Genomic DNA, 18,086 nt, shown 5'->3' with positions numbered 1-18,086 from the left:
TCGTGGGCGCGGGCCCGCGCCGCGGAGCAGCGGCTGCGCGACCTGGCACTGCTGCGCCGGGTCCGTGACCGGATCGACCGGGAGTACGCGCAGCCGCTGGACGTCGAGGCGCTCGCCCGCGGCGCGAACATGTCCGCGGGGCACCTCAGCCGCCAGTTCCGGCTGGCGTACGGCGAGTCGCCTTACTCGTACCTGATGACGCGTCGTATCGAGCGCGCGAAGGCGCTGCTGCTCCGTGACGGCCTCAGCGTCACCGAGATCTGCTTCGCGGTCGGCTGCTCGTCCCTGGGCACCTTCAGCACCCGCTTCAACGAGCTGGTCGGGATGCCGCCCAGCACCTACCGGCGCCGTGCGACGGGCGCTGCGCCGGGGATGCCTCCCTGCGTGGCGAAACAGGTGACACGACCGGTCAGGAATCGAGAAGCGCCCGTCCCCGAGCCGCAACTAGCGTGATGGGCATGGCATCCATCGAATCCGTCACCCTCGAAGTAACCGATCCCACAGCCGCCCACCGCTTCTGCACCAGCGCCTTCGGACTGGACACGCAGCTGCGTCTGCGGGCCTCGGAGACGCCCACGACCGGCTTCCGCGGGTTCACACTGTCGCTCACGGTGTCCCAGCCGGCCACCGTCAACAGCCTCATCGACTCGGCCCTCGAAGCTGGCGCCACGTCGCTGAAGCCCGCCGCCAAGTCGTTCTGGGGCTACGGCGGTGTCGTGCGGACCCCGGACGGCACGATCTGGAAGGTCGCGACCTCGGCGAAGAAGGACACCGGCCCAGCCACCCGGGAGATCGACGAGATCGTGCTCCTGCTGGGCGTCGAGGACGTGGTCGCGAGCAAGCGGTTCTACGTCGGCCAGGGCCTTGCCGTGGCGAAGAGCTTCAGCCGCATGTACGTCGAGTTCGCCGCCGGCCCGAGTCCCGTCAAGCTGGCGCTGTACAGACGCCGCGCCCTGGCGAAGGACGTCGGGGTCTCCCCCGACGGCACCGGATCGCACCGGCTCGTGATCGGCGGCGACGCCGGTCCTTTCACCGACCCGGACGGGTTCGCCTGGGAGGCCGCGTCGCCGGCACTCGCGCCCTGATGTGACGACGAACGGCGTCTGCCGGCGAACGGCGGAGCCCCTGTCCTCTCCCCTTCCCCTCCCTCCTCTCCGGCAGAGCGCGAACGGAACCGGCGCCCGGTGCCAAGTACAGGGTGAGACCGTCGTCCGGCGGTCGGAGACGGAGATTCCGTGATACCGGATACCCGGGAACACGAGGGGCGCGGTGAGCGCGCTCCCGACCACGGCGGCGACGCCGACAGCGACGCCCGGCTGACGCGGTCGGCGGCCGGTGACGCGGCGGCGTTCACCCCGCTGGTCGAGAGGTACTCGACCGCCCTGCACGGCTACTTCGCCCGGCGCATGCCCGGCGCGGCCGACGATCTGCTGGCCGAGGCGTGGTTGCAGGCGTTCGCCGCGCGGCGCACGTTCGACCCCTCGCGCGGCTCGGCGCGGGGCTGGCTGTTCGGGGTGGCCCGCAACGTACTGTCCCAGCACCTGCGGCGGGCGGGACGGAAGGAGGCCGTACCGGGACCGGAGGTCGTCGACCCCTGGCAGGCGGTGGACCAGCGCCTCGACGCGGCCGCACTGGCACCCGCGCTGCGCCAGGCGCTGGCCGAACTACCAGCCGAGGAACGTGAGTTGCTGCTCCTGGTCAGCTGGGAGCAGCTCACCCCGGGGGAGGCGGCCACCGCCGTGGGCATCCCGGCGGGCACGGCCCGCTCGCGGCTGCACCGGGCCCGGGGCCGGCTGCGTGACCGGCTCGCCCCGCCCCGCCCGGCGGGCCGGCGACTGAGCGTGACGGGAGACCTGGCATGAGTCCGTACGACGACGTGGAGCAGACCGGCATGGGGACGCACGGCGCGAAGGAGAGCGGTATGGACGAGCGAGCGACGCTGCTGGACTTCCCGGGAGCCGATGAGCTGATGGCCGCGGGGCAGGTCGGGGAGCCGTCGGCACAGGCGCTGTCCGGTGCGCTGGCGCGGGTCGGGACGGCGGCGGCAGCGGAGGCGGCCGGGCGCGGTACGGGCGACGTTGCGGCGACGCCGGTGCGGCGGCTGTCCGCGCGCCGCCGGGTCCTCGTCGGCATGTTCACCGCCGCCGCCGTCGCGGCCGGCGCGGTGACGTACGCGAACGCCGGTGCCGGGTCCGCGGCGCCCACGGGCACGGGGACACGGGGCGAGACGCGGGCGGCGGGCGCGGGCGTCTTCCTGAACGACATGTCCACCGTTGCCGCGAGCCAGTCGGCCACCACAGGGAAGTACTGGAAGACGCACACGAAGGCCGGGGACACCTATCTTTCGCAGTCCATGGACTTCTACGTCATGAACGACGGCAAGGCCTACAAGAAGGGACGCCGGCCCGACTGGCAGTTCGGGCCGAAGAACGTCGACTGGAAGGGTCTGGATCAGCTGACCACGGACCCGGCGAAACTGCTCCAGCTACTGCGGACACCGGCGAAGACCAACGACATCGCCCCCTTCGACCAGGCGACCGCCCTGCTCGGCGACACCCCTGCGAGCCCGAAGCTGCGGGCGGGGGTGTTCAAGGCGATGGCCGGACTGAAGGGCGTCAGGCTCGTCGGGGCCGTCAAGGACAGCACCGGGCGCGGCGGGACGGCCCTTGAGTTCCAGGAGGCCAGGAGCCTCGGCCGGGTGACCGTCGACCCGAAGACGAGCGCGATCCTGGAGTACACCTTCACGTGGACGTCGGGGCCGAGCAAGGGCAAGGTCACCCACGACACGATCCTGTCGATGGGCTTCACGGACAGGATCGGCTGAACCTGACGGCGGGACAGGAGGAGGGCCACGAAACGGGGCGGGGTGGCGGGAGCACTTGCACATCAACCCGGCACCCTGCCCCGCCGCCAACTCCCGCCGCCGTCCCGGTTCCCGCTCCCGGGCTACGGTGGCCGCCTACGCAGAGGTCCGCCTGCGGACCAGCTCCTTGCCCTCCTCCGGCAGCGCGTCGGCGGCCAGCAGGCGCGGCAGCAGGTCACCGTCCAGGGTCAGGGCCCGGAAGGCGAGCGCGACGGTCACGTCGTGATCCGGCCGGTGCACGACCTCGACCAGGTCGTCGGCGCGGATGTCGCCGGGCTCGATCACGCGCAGGTACGCCCCGGGCAGCGCGGCCTGCGTGAACCGCTTGATCCAGCCATCACGCCCCAACCAGCCCTGGAACGTCCCGCACGGGATCCGCGGGCAGGAGACCTCCAGGATCACATCCGGCCCGATCCGCCAACGCTCCCCGATCAGGGCGCCGTTGACGTCCAGTCCCAGGGTCGTGAGGTTCTCCCCGAAGACCCCGTCGGCCAGCGACCGGCCCAGCTCGGCCTCCCAGCCGTCGAGGTCCTCGCGGGCGTAGGCGTAGACGGCCTGGTCGGAGCCGCCGTGGTGCTTCACGTCATAGACCCGGTCACCGGCGAGGCCGACGGCACCCGTGCCCTTGGGGCCGGGGGCCGTGACAGCGACCGGCCCGCCGACGGGGCGCTTGTCGATACCGGTGGAACTCAGCCCCTTCCAGGGGTTGGGACGGGGGCGGCCGATATTGACGGAGAGCAGCTTCATTCAGGGGACCATACGATCATCCCCAGCGCCGGGGCGACACATATATTGCGCCACCCGGCGCCGACAGCCCGGCGCTCCGACGAAGGCACCGGATGGACGCGCTCCACGTGCCGGATCTGTACGGCGGGCGGACCATGGAGTCGGGCGGCGGTGCCCGCGCTCAGCCGTGCCCCGAGCCGCGGCCGTGCACCTGCCCGTCACTCGAATGCCACACCCCGCCGACAGTCTCATCTCATATCTGAGATAGCCTTTCGGTATGTCAGATGACTACCTCGTACGTATCGGCAAGCTCATACGTGACGCCCGTCAGCACCGGGGCTGGACACAGAGCCAGCTCGCCGAGGCGCTCGCCACCAGCCAGAGCGCCGTGAACCGCATCGAGCGCGGCAATCAAAACATCAGCCTTGAGATGATTGCCCGCATCGGTGAAGCACTCGACAGTGAGATCGTGTCGCTCGGCTATGCCGGACCCATGCACCTGCGGGTGGTCGGCGGGCGCCGGCTCTCCGGCTCCATCGACGTGAAGACCAGCAAGAACGCCTGCGTGGCGCTGCTCTGCGCCTCGCTGCTCAACAAGGGCCGTACGGTGCTGCGCCGGGTGGCCCGCATCGAGGAGGTCTACCGCCTCCTGGAGGTCCTGAACTCCATCGGGGTGCGCACCCGGTGGATCAACGACGGCACCGATCTGGAGATCGTGCCGCCCGCCCGGCTCGACATGGACGCCATCGACGCGGACGCCGCCCGCCGGACCCGGTCGATCATCATGTTCCTCGGGCCGCTCCTGCACCGGCTGGACCAGTTCAAGCTGCCGTACGCGGGCGGTTGCGACCTCGGCACCCGGACCATCGAGCCGCACATGATCGCGCTGCGCCGCTTCGGCCTGGAGATCGCCGCGACCGAGGGCATATATCACGCCCAGGTCGACCACACCGTCATACCCGGCCGCCCCATCGTGCTGACCGAGCGCGGCGACACCGTGACCGAGAACGCACTGCTGGCCGCCGCCCGGCACGACGGCACCACCGTCATCCGCAACGCGTCCTCCAACTACATGGTCCAGGACCTCTGCTTCTTCCTGGAAGCGCTGGGCGTACGGGTGGACGGCGTCGGCACGACGACGCTGACCGTGCACGGTGTGCCGACCATCGACGTGGATGTCGACTACTCCCCCTCCGAGGACCCGGTCGAGGCGATGAGCCTGCTCGCCGCCGCCGTCGTCACGGAGTCCGAGCTGACGATCCGCCGGGTGCCGATCGAGTTCCTGGAGATCGAGCTCGCGGTGCTGGAGGAGATGGGCGTCGACTGCGGCCGCACGTCGGAGTACGCGGCCGACAACGGACGCACCCGGCTGGTTGACCTGACGGTCAGGCCCTCCAAGCTGGAGGCGCCGATCGACAAGATCCACCCGATGCCGTTCCCCGGCCTCAACATCGACAACGTGCCGTTCTTCGCGGCCATCGCCGCCTCGGCCCAGGGCCAGACCCTCATCCATGACTGGGTCTACGACAACCGCGCCATCTACCTCACCGACCTCAACCGCCTCGGCGGCCGGCTCCAGCTCCTGGACCCGCACCGGGTACTCGTCGAGGGTCCGACCCGGTGGCGCGCGGCCGAGATGATGTGCCCGCCCGCACTGCGGCCGGCCGTGGTAGTGCTCCTCGCGATGATGGCGGCCGAGGGAACCTCCGTGCTGCGCAACGTGTATGTGATCAACCGCGGTTACGAAGAGCTGGCGGAACGGCTGAACTCGGTGGGCGCACAGATCGAGACCTTCCGCGACATTTAGCGGGCGAAAGCCGCCGCACCCCGCCTGACCCGCTACTCGGGGAATCAGGGAGGGGTGCGGCGGCATCCGTGGGGCTTCTCAGCTCTGTCTGCAACGACGGCGATCCCATTCACGGCCTGGATCCTGGTTCCAGAGTGCTCGGGCGCCTGCCCCCGCCCGGGAGTGTCCCCGCGTTCGAGCGGTCGATCGCGCGCACCGACCTCCTCGGATCGGACAACCTCATCCCCGGAACACTTGGCGCACGTACGCCGACGAACAACTACGCGGACCGGAGACTGAGCCGCCAAGCGGCACGGCGTTGTTCTGAACCCGGTTCGCACGCCCTTTCACCAGACCGAACCCGCCTGTCAGTCCGCGTAGTTGAGCAGTGTGTTCCGTGAGTTCCCCTGCCCACTGCTGCGGGATTCCGCGAACCCGTCGGATTCGGGTGGCGCATACGGTCAGCTCATCGGCGGGGCCGATCGCGGCGGGCCGCCCCCAGGGTGGAGTCCGGGTCAAGGGCGCGGTTCGTGGGCGGCGGACAGCCCGGCCCCGCGTGCCGCCAGCAGTTCGGACACCCTGTCCAGCGGCAGTGCCTGAACGTGGTGGCCGTCGCGGCCGGTCATCGAGTGGGCGCCGGTGAGCACATTGAGCACCGCCTCCTCGACCGACTCGACGACCGCGCCGTAGAAGGGGTCCATCCGGCCCCACGGCACGAATCGCATCGACTCGTACGGGGCGCTGCCGTCGTCGGCGGGGAATGTGCTGGTCAGCGCGGACTCGTTGGCCGTGGAGAAGGCCAGGAAGATGTCCCCGGAGAAGTGGCTTCCGGTGGTGCCGGTGCGGGCGAGGCCCAGGGTGACGCGGCGGGCCAGCGCCTTGCACTGCCCCGGGAGCAGCGGGGCGTCCGTCGCCACCACCACGATCACCGAGCCCGCACCGGGCGGCACCTGACGCTCGCCCTCGGCTGCCGGTCCGGGGCGGTCCGGCAGTTCGGGTCCCACCGGTACACCGGCCACCACCAGTTCGCGACGCGCACCGAAGTTGGCCTGGACGAACGCGCCCACGGTATAGCGGTCCTCGCCGTACTCCACCACCCGCGACGCGGTCCCCGAGCCGCCCTTGAAGCCGTAGCAGCGCATCCCCGTCCCGCCGCCGACGCAGCCTTCCTCGACCGGGCCGGTCGACGCCGCCTCGATGGCGGCCGCGGCGTGGCGGGACTCCACGGCCGTGCCGTGGATGTCGTTGAGGTGGCCGTCCCAGGTCTCGGTGACCACCGGCAGCAGCCACTCCGGCGCCATGCCGCGGCAGTTGGCGCGCACCCACTCGATCACGCCGCGGTGCACCGGGCCGACCGCGTACGTGTTGGTGATGAGCACCGGCACGGCGAGTGAGCCGCTCTCCTCGATCCAGGCGGTGCCGGTCATCTCACCGTTGCCGTTGAACGAGTGCCAGCCGGCCGCGCAGGGCAGGCCCACACCGTCCCGGCCGCGCGGCAGGAGCGCGGTCACTCCGGTGCGCACGTCGTCGCCCTCGCAGAGGGTCACATAACCGACCTCGACACCGGGAACGTCCGTGATCGCGTTCCACGGCCCCGGCTCGCCGGTCAGGGGTATGCCCAACTCGCGTGCCCTCATGCGGTTCTCGTCCACGGGTTCTTCCCTCGCGCCGTCGTCAGCCATGCGCGCAGAGAATACGGGACCGGTCGGCGCCCCGGGAGGAGCGGTTCGGGGTGCGTGGCGGGACCTCTGGCGCGCCGGGTGTCCTGAGCGCCGGTACTCGTGCCGGGCTCCGCCCGGGGGTCAAAGGGCGGCGAGCAGGCCGTCGAGCGGGGCCGGTACGCGGTCGGCGGCGAGGGCCTCGACGAGGACGCGGCCGTAGTGGATCTTGCGCCCCTTCTTCGTGCCGAGGAAGCGCCTCAACTGCTGGTGCGCGGTGCGGCCCTGCTGCGCGGGCTGCCGTTGGAAGGTCTGCAGGGCTCGCCCGTCGCCCTGCTCCCTGACGACTTCCTCCACCCGTGCCACGCCCAGGGCGCGGATGAGCTCGTCCTCCAGATCCGCGGCGCAGACGAAGAACTCCGACCGCGCCGCGTCGGACCGCCGCAGACCGCGGGCGTAGTGGCCACGCTCCGCCTCGTCGCACAGCCCCGTGAGACGGAGGTCCAGGCCGGGCGGCCCGAGGAGGCGGGCGAAGCGCCCAACGCTCATCGCACCGCCCATCGGCAGGACGCAGACGCCTTCGGCCGCCAGGTCCCGGCCGCGGTTCGCGGCCAGCGCGTCGAGCGCCGCGGCGTCACTGGGCCCTTCCAGCAGGACAGCTGTCCGGGCGGGCAGTCGCGCGGCCAGCTCACGCGCGGGATCACCGGGGCCACCTGCCACCCACGCGACAACCGCGTCCCGGAACGCCTCCATGTCGGCCACGGGACGAGTCTCCGCCCTTTCCGGCCGCCGCGCCGGGAATTTCCGCCGTTCCCCGGGCACCCGCGGTGCTGCCGTCAGCCGCGGTCGTCCCCGGACTGCGGTTCGGCGGCGACCTCGCCGTGGCTGAGCCACGGCCGGGCGAGCAGGACCAGGGCGAGGCCCGCCAGGGCGAGCGCGGTGAGCACGATGAGGGCCATGGGGGTGGCGCTGTCCTCGCCGAAGACGCCGACGAGCGGTGAGGCGAGCGCGCCGAACAGGAACTGGAGGCCGCCGAGCAGCGCCGAGGCCGCACCCGGGGCGACGCGCCCGAGGGTCTGGCCGATGCTCATGGTGGCGGGGAAGACCAGGCCGATGCCGGCCATGGTGACGAAGAGGCAGATCCAGGTGGCCGCGAGGGTCTCCCCCGCCAGGGCCGGGACCACGAGCAGCGCCACCGCGCCGGCGCCGGAGACCGTGAGCCCGGCGATCAGGAGCGTGTTCATCCGGACCCGGCGGGAGAGCCGCGCGAACGTGGCACCGGCGATGAGCATGCCCACCGCGTTCGACGCGAAGATCAGCGAGTACACCGTGGCCGAGACACCGTGCACGTTCTCGAAGACGAAACTGGATCCGCTGATGTACGCGAACAGCGCGGCCGAGGTGAAGCCGAGCACGAGCACGTACCCCATGAAGGCCCGGTGGGTGAGCAGCGTGCCCATCGTGCGCAGGGTGCCGGCCAGTCCGCCGCTGTGCCTTCGTTCGGGAGGCAGCGTCTCGGGGACCTTGCGCAGTACGGCGGCCCGGAGCAGTACGCCGATCACGGCGAGGACGAGGAAGACGGTGCGCCAGGTCGAGAACGACAGGACGGCGCCGCCGATGACGGGTGCGGCGATCGGTGCGATGCCGATGATCTGGGAGAGCAGCGCGAAGTAGCGCGGCACGTCCGCACCCCGGAAGCAGTCGGTGATCACCGCTCGGGCCAGCACCATGCCGGCCGCGCCCGCGACGCCCTGGAGGAAGCGGGCCGCGGTGAGCAGTTCCACGTTCGGCGCGACGGCGCAGAGCAGTGAGAAGAGGATGAAGCCCGCGACTCCGGACAGCAGGAGCCGGCGGCGGCCCCAGCCGTCGCTCATCGGGCCGATCAGGAGCTGCCCCACCACCAGGCCGGCCAGGAACGCGGTGAGGGTGAGCTGCACAGCCGCGCTGCTCGCGTGCAGCGCGGCCCCCATCGAGGGGAAGCCGGGCACGTACATGTCGGTGGCCAGCGGGGCCACGGCGGTCAGTGCGCCCAGCACGGCGACCAGGGCGGATACCTGCTTGGGCGAGGCGAGCGGGGTGAGCGGCTGTATGACGACCGAGGTCTGCGCAGCCTGGGACGCCGCCTCGTCGGAGGCGGGTGAAGGGGTTAGCATGGAGCGAAAGATAACCGATGGTTCACTGGTTAACAAAGGAGTGTTGGTGCAGTCCCATCCCGATGGTGTCCGCGATCAGTGGGTCAGCCACAACCCCGGTCTGAACGTCTCCGCCATGGAGGTGGTGGCACTGGTCAAGCAGGTTTCCTCGCTGTTCGACCGCGCCCTCGAACCGCTCTACGAGGGTGCCCCGCTCACCGCACCCGAGGCGGACCTGCTCATTCCGCTCCGCTGGGCGACCGAACCGTCCATCGCGCGCCGACTGGCCGACAACATGGGTATGTCGCGCGCCGGAGTGAGCAAGACGCTGGCCAAGCTGGAGAAGCGCGGCCATATCGAACGCACCCGGAATCCCGCCGACCGGCGGGCCGCGCTCGTGACCATCACGGAGTCGGGGAAGCAGGCCATCGACCAGCTCTTCCCGCGCCAACTCGCCATCGAGGCGGAGCTGCTGTCCGGTCTGGGCGAGGACCGGACGAGGGTGCTGGACGCGCTCGCGCTCCTCGCCGAGGTGATGGACGGCGGACCGGCCGACCGGGGCCGCGGCCTGTCCAACATCCGTGGCAACCAGGTTCCTTGATACCCGCGTTGTCCTGCGCGGTCAGGCCTGGGCTCTCAGTTCTCCTCGGTCAGTTGCTCGTCCAATTCGTCGAAGAGCAGTTCGCCGTGGTCGATCTGCCCGGTCCGGTACGCGGAGCGCGCGACCAGGTGCGCGGCGACCGGGCCGGTCATCAGCTGGAAGAAGCCGATCAGCGCCAGGGTTGCCAGGTCCATGCCGCTGCGCAGTCGCAGCGCGACCCCGGCCAGCACGATCAGCATGCCGAGGGACTGCGGCTTGGTGGCCGCATGGCTGCGGGACAGGACGTCCGGCAGTTTCAGCATGCCGATCACGCCCAGCAGGCAGATGGCCGCGCCGAGGAGGACCAGGACCGCGCCTGCCGTGTCGGTGATCTGGAGCCAGACGCTCATGGCGTTTCCCTGCCCGTCCTCTTGGGGCCGTCGGCGCGAGGGCGGCCCGGCGGCCGGTCGCGTACGGCGATGAAGCGCGCGATGCCGACCGAACCGGTGAAACCGAGGAAGGCCAGCACCAGCATGATCGGGAAGTAGAACGGGTCGCGCGCGAAAGCCGACTTGGCGCCGAGGCCGGCGATGATCAGGGCCGCGCAGACATCGAGCGAGATCGCGCGGTCCAGCATCGAGGGACCTCGCCAGATGCGGGTCAGCAGGCCCGCTCCGGCGATGACGATCACGACGACGGCCGCGGTGAGCAGCACCCGGTCGACGGTCTCCGGAACGCTCATGCGTCCTCCCCCTGGTCTCCCGGCTGCCCGCCGGTGTGTGGTGCCGTAGGTGGCGCGACGGCGACGCGGGCGATCTCGTCGCGGGTGCCGAAGGCCCGGACCGTCAACTCCTCCAGGCGCCATACGGAACGCCGGGCGGCGTCCAGTTCGGCGGGCCGGTCCGCGTCGAGGACGTGCAGGAAGAGGGTGGCTGTGGCGCGGCGCACCTCGACGACCGATCCGCCGGGCACGTTGGACACGGCGACCGCGGTCGCCGTGAGCATCAGGTCCGAGCGGCAGCGCAGTGGTACGGCGATCACGGCGGCCCGGTGCGGACGGTCGCCGAAGATCTGCCGGGTGACCCGCACGCCGGAGGTGTACATGTCGTAGAGCAGAAAGCCGCCCAGCCGCAGCATGCCCCAGGGGTGCAGGCGAAGCCCGAGGTCCACCTGCGGCAACGGGAACGCCAGGCAGACCGCGACCGCGACCACCGCGCCGGTCAGCACATTGGCCCAGTGCAGACCGGACCAGAGCAGCACCCAGATGACGGTGAGCCAGGCGATCAGCGGGAGGTCGAGCACGCGCCGGCGGCGGCCGCGGCCGAACTCACAGCTGAACGGCGGCAGGTCCTTGTTCCGGTAGGAGAACCTGATCAGTCGTCTCACCGTCCGAGCACCGCCTCGACATAGGGGGAGCGTGCGATGAGTTCGGCGGCCGAGCGGTCGGTGTACGACGTCAGCGGCCCGGCGAACACGGTGAAGGCGAGTCCGAGCGCGACCGTCGCGGCGGTGGCCCAGGTCATCGGCCGCGGCAGCTTCGTCGTCGTGGTGACGGCGTGACCGTGCAGGGTGGCGGCGACCGCGCGGCCGGCCGGCTGGTGGCGGAGCCGTACGCCTTCGTCGCCGGTGCCGCGCATCCGGTCCGGGCCCTCGTCGGCGTCGCTGTCGTCCTCCTCGTCGGACTCCAGGACCGTGCCGTCCAGCGCCTGCCCCGGAGGAGCGGCCCGCCAGAACGCCAGGTTCCACACCTTGGCCATCACGTACAGCGTGAGAAGGCTGGTCGCCGTCGATCCGATGACGAGGGTCCAGGCCCAGACACTGCCGTCGGCGACACCGGCGCGCATGAGTCCGAGCTTGCCGATGAATCCGGACAGCGGCGGGATCCCGGCCAGGTTCATCGCGGGTACGAAGAAGAGGACGGCCAGGAGCGGTGCGGCCTTGGCGATTCCGCCGAGCCGGGTCAGTTCGGTGGTGCCGCCGCGCCGTTCGATCAGACCGGCCACCAGGAAGAGCGTGGTCTGCACGGTGATGTGGTGGACGACGTAGACGATCGCACCGCCGTACGCCTCCCGGGTGGCGAGCCCGATACCGAAGACCATGTAACCGATGTGGCTGATGAGGGTGAAGGAGAGCAGCCGCTTCAGGTCGGTCTGGGCGACGGCCCCCAGGATGCCGACGACCATCGAGGCGAGGGCGGCCGCCATCAGCAGATCGCCCAGCCGGTTTCCGGGGAAGAGCAGGGTCTCGGTGCGCAGCATGCAGTAGACGCCGACCTTGGTGAGCAGTCCGGCGAAGACCGCGGTGACCGGGGCGGGCGCGGTCGGGTAGGAGTCGGGGAGCCATGCGGCGAGCGGGAAGACGGCGGCCTTGATGGCGAAGACGGTCAGCAGCATCGCCTGGATCAGGGTCTGGACGCCCAGTGGGAGTGCGGCGAGGCGCCCGGCCAGCTGGGCGAAGTTGGCGGTACCGGTGGCCGCGTACGTCATCGCGATGGCGGTGAGGAAGAGCATCGAGGAGAACAGCGAAATGATCACGTAGGTGGAGCCCGCGCGGACCCGGGAGCCGGTGCCGCCGAGCGTGAGCAGGACGAAGCTGGCGACCAGCATGATCTCGAAGCCGACGTAGAGGTTGACCAGGTCACCGGCGAGAAAGGTGCAGGAGACCCCGGCGACCAGGATCAGGTAGGCGGGGTGGAAGACCGCCACGGGCGTCTCCTCGTCCCGGTCGGCCATGCCCTGGCCGAGGGAGTAGACGAGGACGCAGAGGGTGACGGCCGAGGAGACCGTCAGCATCAGCCCGGAGAGCCGGTCGGCGACCAGGGTGATGCCGAGCGGCGGGGCGAAGTCGCCGAGGTGGACGGTGAGCGGGCCGTCCATGTCGGCGGCGACCATCAGGGTGACCGAGAGTCCCAGTACGGCGGTGAGCACGGCGACGCTGATGAAGCGCTGGAACTGTTTGAGCCGGGTGCCGAAGGCCAGGCTCAGGCCGGTGGCGCAGAGCGGCAGCAGCACCGGCAGCGGGACGAGTACGTTCACCCGGTGTCTCCTCGGTTCGCGTCGTCGGGGTCGGGGGCGGGGTCCGGGCCCGGCGCGGCGCCGGGACCGGGCGCCGCGCCGGGGCTCCCGTCGTCCTCCTCCGCCGCGTAGTGCTCCGGGTCCGCGCCCAGGACGTCGTGCCACAGGTCCCCGGACGCGTCCCGGCCGCGGGCCTGCAGGGCACGGTCGGCGCGCAGCCTGGCTCTCAGCCGGCGGCGCTCCGCCCGGTAGCGGCGGCGTTCCTCGTCCGAACGATCGGACTCGGCCCGGTACTGCTGGCGCAGTTCGTCGCGCTCCCCCCGCACCTCGGCGCGCAGCACGATGCGCCGGTCCTCCAGGTCGTCGTGGACCTCGTCCGTGCCGGTCAGCTGGTGGCTGCGGTAGGCCATGGCCAGGAGGAACGCGGTGGTGGCGAGTGTGATGACGATGGCGGTGAGGGCGATGGCCTGGGGCAGCGGATCGGTGACCTTGCCCAGCGCGACGCCGTAGAGCAGGGGTTCGCGGCCGGCGGTTCCGGTCGCGGACAGGACGAGCAGGTTGATGCCGTTGCCCGCGATCACCGCGCCCAGCAGGATCCGGGTGAGGGGCCGGGTGAGCATGAGGATGCCGCCGACCGCGCACAGCACCGCGGCGGTGGCGAGGAGCGAGGCGCTGACGGTCATCCCGCGCCTCCCGTCCCGGGTGCCGGTCCGGAAGCGGGCCCCGACAGCGCTCCGGCGGCCTGTTCGGCGGCGGCCCGCTCGATCTGCCGGTCGATCTTGGCGCCGAGGGCCCGCACGATGTCCAGCACCACGCCCAGTACCAGGAGATAGACGCCGAAGTCGAAGATCACCGGCGTACCGAAGTGGTACTCGCCGATCAGCGGCAGATGTCCCCGGTGGGTCCAGGCGTGCAGGACCGTGCCGTCGGCGAGACCCAGCAGAGCGACCCCGGTGGAGAGGAACAGGCCCAGACCGGTGAAGAGTCCCGGCTGCAGCGGGGCGGCCTCGGCGAGTTCGAAGCGGCCGCCCGCCAGGTACCGGGTGATCAGGGCGACTCCGGCGACCAGTCCGGCGACGAAGCCGCCGCCCGGCATGTTCTCGGCGCAGAACAGCAGGTACACCGAGAGCACCAGGACCGGGTGGAACAGCAGCCGGGCCACCACCTCGAAGACCACGGAGCGGTGCTCGGGCGCGAGCGTGGCGCCGGCCGCCAGCCAAGCGCGCTCCGGTGCCGCTTCGTCGCCCTGCGGCAACCCCGTCAGCCGGGCGGCGGTCACCGACCAGGCGGTGTGCCCCTGTCGCTCCAGGGGCGATGCGGCCCCCTCGGCGCGGCGGTGCAGATAGATCAGGCTCGTCACACCGATCGCCGCGGCGGCGAGCACGGCGGACTCCCCCATCGTGTCCCAGGCCCGCAGGTCGACCAGGATGGTGGCCACCACGTCCTTGAGTCCGTGGTGCGCAGTCTCCTCGACCATGGCGGCGCCCGCCGGTTTCGCGGTGCGCGCGGCCGCCGCGACCCAGACGACCACGCTCAGAGTCGCCGCCGCGGCCAGCGCCACCGGGATGCGCACGGCACGGCGCCAGCTGCTGACCGACTCCTGGAAGTGCACCGGCATCCGCCGCAGCACCAGCACGAACACGATCATCGACACGGTCTCCACGCAGAACTGCGTGAGCGCCAGGTCCGGACCGCCCTGGACGACGAAGAGCAACGCGGTCCCGTATCCGGTGAGGCCGGCCAGCACCACGGCCTTCATGCGCCGTCTGACGGTGAGGCAGAGCAGGGCCGCCGCGCAGGTCAGCACGGCGACGGCACCCTGCAGCGGTACGTCCCAGAGCCGGGGTGCCGCGGCCCCCTGCCAGGGGCGGTCGGCGGCGAGCACGGCCAGTTGCCCGCCGAGCATCACGAGCAGCGTGGTGGCGAGGTAGACGGAGAGCGAGCCGCGCTGGACGAATCCGGTGATCTGGAGGGAGAGCCGCTCCAGGCCGAGCAGCAGATGGCCGAAGACGTTGTCGGCGGTGGGCCAGGCGATCCGCCGGGAGAGCCGGGTGACCTCGCCCCGCCACGCGAAGAGCGCGGCGCCGCCCGCCAGGGCGACGGCCGAGAGCAGCACCGCGGTGCCGAATCCGTGCCAGAGCGCGAGATGGTAGGGGTGCGCGGGGACGGGGAAGGTGTCCGCGTAAGCGCTCAGCAGCCGGTCGGTCCACCCGACACCGGGCCCGAGGACAAGACCGCAGGCGGCGAGCAGCGCGGGCGGGGCGAGGAAGGCCCAGCCGACCCGGTGGACCGGGGTGTCGGTGACGCCGGGCTTGCGCAGGAAGGCCCCCCAGACGAACCGGACGGTGTACGCGACGGTCAGCATCGATCCCGCGACCGTGATGCCCAGCGCCCAGCGGTCCGCGGTGTCGCCGTGCAGCAGCGCGTCGAAGGCGGCCTCCTTCGCGGCGAAGCCCAGCAGTGGGGGCAGTGCGGCCATGGATGCGGCGGCGATCACGGCGACGGCGCAGACGTGCGGAAGCGCCCGTCCGACGCCGGAGAGTCTGCGCAGGTCCCGGGTGCCGGCCGCGTGGTCGACGATGCCGGTGACCAGGAACAGCGGTGCCTTGAACAGGGCGTGACCGAGGATCATCACGGCTGCGGCCAGCGCCGCGTCACGGCTGCCGACGCCGGCGAGCAGCGTGAGGAAGCCGAGCTGGCTGACGGTGCCGTAGGCGAGGACGAGCTTGAGGTCGTTGAGCCGCAGCGCCCGCCAGCCGCCGAGCAGCATGGTCGCGGCACCGAGGACCATCACGACGGGCCGCCACACGGGGACGTCGGCGAATCCGGGTGCGAGGCGGGCGACCAGGTAGACGCCCGCCTTGACCATCGCGGCGGCGTGCAGATAGGCGCTGACGGGGGTGGGCGCGGCCATCGCGTTCGGGAGCCAGAGGCTGAACGGCCAGATCGCCGACTTGGACAGCGCCCCGCACAGGATCAGCACCACGGCCACCGAGACGGCGACGCCCGTCCGGGGCGGGTCGGCGAGGATCGCGGAGATCCGGTAGGTGTCTGCCGCCTGACCGATGATCAGAAAGCCGATCAGCATGGCGAGGCCGCCGAAGGTGGTGACGGTGAGTGCCTGGAGGGCGGAGCGGCGGCTGTGCCGGTGCTCGCTGTTGTAGCCGATCAGCAGGTAGGAGAAGACCGTGGTCAGCTCCCAGAACACATAGAGCGAGATCAGGTCGTCGGTGAGGACGAGGGCGAGCATCGCCCCGGCGAAGGCGAGCAGGTTCCCGGCGAATCCGGCCAGTTGCGGAGTGTCGTCGGTGAAGTACGAGGCGCAGTAGAGCAGGACGAGCGTGCCGACACCGGCCGCGAGCAGCACCATCAGTTCGGCGAGCGCGTCGAGGCGCAGGCCGAGGGAGACGTCGTAGGCCGGGATCCAGTTCCACGACCAGGTAACCGAGGACCCGGCGGCCACGGTGTCCCACTGGGCGAGGGCCCAGCAGGTGGTGGCGGCCGGTGGCAGGGCGAGCACGACGAAGGCGCGCGTGCCCAGTCGCCGGACCAGCGGGAGGGCACACGCGGCCAGGACGAAGTGGCAGACGATGAGCGCCGTCATGCGGCTCCGCGGGGAGATGCGGCGCGGGGCAGTCCGGCGCGGGGTGTTACAGAACGGGCAAAGGGCACTAAGTACAGATATATCTCCGAACCGGCTTCACCCGTACGGCGCGCCGCGCCCACCCGGGCGCACTCAGATCGGTCGCGGCAGCTCCGCGCGTAGATGGTGAAGACGTGAGCGATCGGTGTTGCACATGTGAGCCCACTTCCTTTTCATTTTTACAGTGCGGCTAATATCTATCTGTCGAAGTTCTCAACGGATTTGATCAGTCGTGAGGCTGGCATCATCGTCAAGGAGCATGCCCTGCGCACGCGCGCGTCTCGGCGGAGCGACTCGACCACCATGTCGCTGCGGACGGCCCTGCTCGTACTGGCCATCGTCCCCGGTGTCGCACTGGCCGCCCTCTGGGCCGTCACCAGTGGTCAGACTCTGCTCGACTTCCAAAGCCAGGCAGCCCAGGGGCAGTTGGCCCAGAAGGCCGGCCAGCCGTCCAACATCGTGTACTACAACCTGCAGGAGGAGCGTCGGCTGAGCGCCGAGGCTCTGGCCCGCCACGGAGGTGCCACCGACGCGCTGCGCAAGCAGCGCAAACTGACCGACGAAGCGATCACCAGCTTCCAGTCGCTCTCGGACGTGACCGCCGACAACGCGCCCGGCGAGGTCCGGGAAGCGGTCGGCCAGGCCCGCCAGGCGATCAACCAACTGCCCGCGCAGCGCACCCTCGTGGACGAGGGCGACAACGACCAGCAGAAGGTCGTGTACGGCTACTACACGGATCTGATCGCGGTCGACCTGAAGCTGTTCACCGCGCTCAGCCATGTGGACAACGGCAAGATAACCACGCTCTCGCAGCCGCTGGTCGACCTGTTCTGGACCAAGGAGATGATCTCGCGCTCGGACGCCCTGCTGGCCCGCGGCTGGCCGAAGGGCAAGCTGAGCACGGAGGACCTCCAGCAGGTCCGGCAGGCCGTCTCCAGTCAGTCGTTCCAGTACTCCGACAAGGTCGCCCCCTACCTTCCGCCGGACGAGAAGGCGATGTGGGACGAGATAGCGAGCAGTCCCGCCTGGCGGACCAAGACCCAGGTGGAGACGCGGGTGCTGCGGCCCGCCGACCCGGACAGTGCCGGATTCGTCAGCCTCGGCGCCCAGGAGAAGACCTGGCGCGGCGCGATGGACCAGCTCACACCCCAGCTGGTGAAGCTGATGGAGCACCGCACCGCGCTGGTGGTCGAGAACGGCAAGGACAGCGTCATCTCGCTGCTGATCAGGGTCGTCCTGACCACCGTCGTCGGCCTCCTCGCGGTCATCGCGGTCATCTGGATCACCTGGCGCCTCACCCGTAACCTGCGCCGCCGGATCGGCCGGCTTCAGGAACGGGCCGAGGAGCTGGAGAAGACGCTGCCCGATGTGATCGACCGGCTCGCCAAGGGCGAACGCATCGATGTCGAGGCCGAGGCCCGTGCCATCGCGCCCGACAGCAAGAGCGGCAAGTCCGACGAACTGACGCAGCTCGGCAACGCCCTCAACCTGGCCCGCACCAGTGCCGTGCAGGCGGCCGTCAAACAGGCCGACCAGCACCGCGGCTTCGAGCGGCTGCTGCAGCGCATCGCCCGCCGCACCCAGCAGTTGATCGGCCAGCAGCTGAAGAAGCTGGACGAGCTGGAGCGCAAGCACGAGGACCCCGAGGTGCTGGACGGCCTCTTCGACCTCGACCACCTCACCG

17 protein-coding genes are annotated in these 18,086 nt (G+C 70.9%); 7 read left to right on the top strand and 10 right to left on the bottom strand.

Annotated features, from left to right (window positions below; translation table 11 throughout):
• Positions 1–33: 33 nt before the first annotated feature.
• From J1C73_RS14025 to J1C73_RS14010, 4 genes are all read left to right on the top strand, one after another.
• On the top strand, positions 34–453 hold the full coding sequence (locus tag J1C73_RS14025) for a helix-turn-helix transcriptional regulator (protein WP_207316662.1): 420 nt from the start codon (positions 34–36) through the stop codon (positions 451–453).
• Positions 454–458: 5 nt separating this feature from the next.
• Entirely contained in the window at positions 459–1,085 is a 627-nt protein-coding gene (locus J1C73_RS14020; protein WP_207316659.1) for a VOC family protein, read from the top strand.
• Between the two features lie 150 nt (positions 1,086–1,235).
• The gene (locus J1C73_RS14015) at positions 1,236–1,862 is read left to right on the top strand and encodes an RNA polymerase sigma factor (RefSeq protein ID WP_307797690.1); all 627 of its coding nucleotides are present in this window, start codon (positions 1,236–1,238) and stop codon (positions 1,860–1,862) included.
• Positions 1,859–2,824, top strand: a complete 966-nt coding sequence (locus J1C73_RS14010; RefSeq protein WP_207316658.1) for a hypothetical protein — start codon at positions 1,859–1,861, stop codon at positions 2,822–2,824. The genes J1C73_RS14015 and J1C73_RS14010 overlap by 4 nt, the downstream gene beginning before the upstream one ends.
• A gap of 135 nt (positions 2,825–2,959) precedes the next feature.
• On the opposite strand, the gene J1C73_RS14005 is transcribed toward J1C73_RS14010, so the two are convergent.
• Complete coding sequence (locus J1C73_RS14005; RefSeq protein WP_207316657.1) at positions 2,960–3,610, bottom strand: MOSC domain-containing protein; 651 nt, start codon at positions 3,608–3,610, stop codon at positions 2,960–2,962.
• A 256-nt stretch (positions 3,611–3,866) separates the two neighbouring features.
• Between J1C73_RS14005 and J1C73_RS14000 the strand changes: the two genes are divergently transcribed.
• Entirely contained in the window at positions 3,867–5,396 is a 1,530-nt protein-coding gene (locus tag J1C73_RS14000; protein ID WP_207316656.1) for a helix-turn-helix domain-containing protein, read from the top strand.
• A 494-nt stretch (positions 5,397–5,890) separates the two neighbouring features.
• Here J1C73_RS14000 and J1C73_RS13995 read toward each other — a convergent pair whose 3' ends face one another.
• The 3 genes from J1C73_RS13995 to J1C73_RS13985 all read right to left on the bottom strand — a co-directional run bounded on the left by J1C73_RS13995 (position 5,891) and on the right by J1C73_RS13985 (position 9,186).
• The gene (locus J1C73_RS13995; RefSeq protein ID WP_207316660.1) at positions 5,891–7,012 is read right to left on the bottom strand and encodes a DmpA family aminopeptidase; all 1,122 of its coding nucleotides are present in this window, start codon (positions 7,010–7,012) and stop codon (positions 5,891–5,893) included.
• A 165-nt stretch (positions 7,013–7,177) separates the two neighbouring features.
• Entirely contained in the window at positions 7,178–7,795 is a 618-nt protein-coding gene (locus tag J1C73_RS13990; RefSeq protein WP_207316655.1) for a TOPRIM nucleotidyl transferase/hydrolase domain-containing protein, read from the bottom strand.
• A 74-nt stretch (positions 7,796–7,869) separates the two neighbouring features.
• A complete protein-coding gene (locus J1C73_RS13985; RefSeq protein WP_207316654.1) occupies positions 7,870–9,186 on the bottom strand; it encodes a multidrug effflux MFS transporter in 1,317 nt (438 codons plus the stop codon).
• A 46-nt stretch (positions 9,187–9,232) separates the two neighbouring features.
• Between J1C73_RS13985 and J1C73_RS13980 the strand changes: the two genes are divergently transcribed.
• Entirely contained in the window at positions 9,233–9,766 is a 534-nt protein-coding gene (locus J1C73_RS13980) for a MarR family winged helix-turn-helix transcriptional regulator (RefSeq protein ID WP_307797689.1), read from the top strand.
• Positions 9,767–9,801: 35 nt separating this feature from the next.
• On the opposite strand, the gene mnhG is transcribed toward J1C73_RS13980, so the two are convergent.
• From mnhG to J1C73_RS13950, 6 genes are read right to left on the bottom strand one after another with little or no spacing between them, the layout of a single operon-like run.
• On the bottom strand, positions 9,802–10,155 hold the full coding sequence (mnhG, locus tag J1C73_RS13975; protein ID WP_123463145.1) for a monovalent cation/H(+) antiporter subunit G: 354 nt from the start codon (positions 10,153–10,155) through the stop codon (positions 9,802–9,804).
• Positions 10,152–10,487 (bottom strand): MrpF/PhaF family protein, encoded by a 336-nt coding sequence (locus J1C73_RS13970; protein WP_207316652.1) that lies wholly within the window; start codon positions 10,485–10,487, stop codon positions 10,152–10,154. The genes mnhG and J1C73_RS13970 overlap by 4 nt, the downstream gene beginning before the upstream one ends.
• Complete coding sequence (locus J1C73_RS13965; RefSeq protein WP_207316651.1) at positions 10,484–11,131, bottom strand: Na+/H+ antiporter subunit E; 648 nt, start codon at positions 11,129–11,131, stop codon at positions 10,484–10,486. The genes J1C73_RS13970 and J1C73_RS13965 overlap by 4 nt, the downstream gene beginning before the upstream one ends.
• Complete coding sequence (locus J1C73_RS13960) at positions 11,128–12,780, bottom strand: Na+/H+ antiporter subunit D (RefSeq protein ID WP_207316650.1); 1,653 nt, start codon at positions 12,778–12,780, stop codon at positions 11,128–11,130. The genes J1C73_RS13965 and J1C73_RS13960 overlap by 4 nt, the downstream gene beginning before the upstream one ends.
• A complete protein-coding gene (locus J1C73_RS13955) occupies positions 12,777–13,442 on the bottom strand; it encodes a Na(+)/H(+) antiporter subunit C (RefSeq protein WP_207316649.1) in 666 nt (221 codons plus the stop codon). Before J1C73_RS13955 ends, J1C73_RS13960 begins: the two co-directional genes overlap by 4 nt.
• Positions 13,439–16,363: a Na+/H+ antiporter subunit A gene (locus J1C73_RS13950; protein ID WP_207316648.1), complete on the bottom strand. Its 2,925-nt coding sequence runs from the start codon at positions 16,361–16,363 to the stop codon at positions 13,439–13,441. Before J1C73_RS13950 ends, J1C73_RS13955 begins: the two co-directional genes overlap by 4 nt.
• Positions 16,364–16,705: 342 nt before the next feature.
• Between J1C73_RS13950 and J1C73_RS13945 the strand changes: the two genes are divergently transcribed.
• Positions 16,706–18,086, top strand: a 1,381-nt coding sequence (locus tag J1C73_RS13945) for a nitrate- and nitrite sensing domain-containing protein (RefSeq protein ID WP_207316647.1), incomplete at its 3' end; no start/stop codon positions are given.

Source organism: Streptomyces laculatispora (assembly GCF_017353455.1).
Classification (GTDB): Bacteria; Actinomycetota; Actinomycetes; order Streptomycetales; family Streptomycetaceae; genus Streptomyces; species Streptomyces laculatispora.
This window is presented reverse-complemented; position numbering and strand designations above follow the sequence as displayed.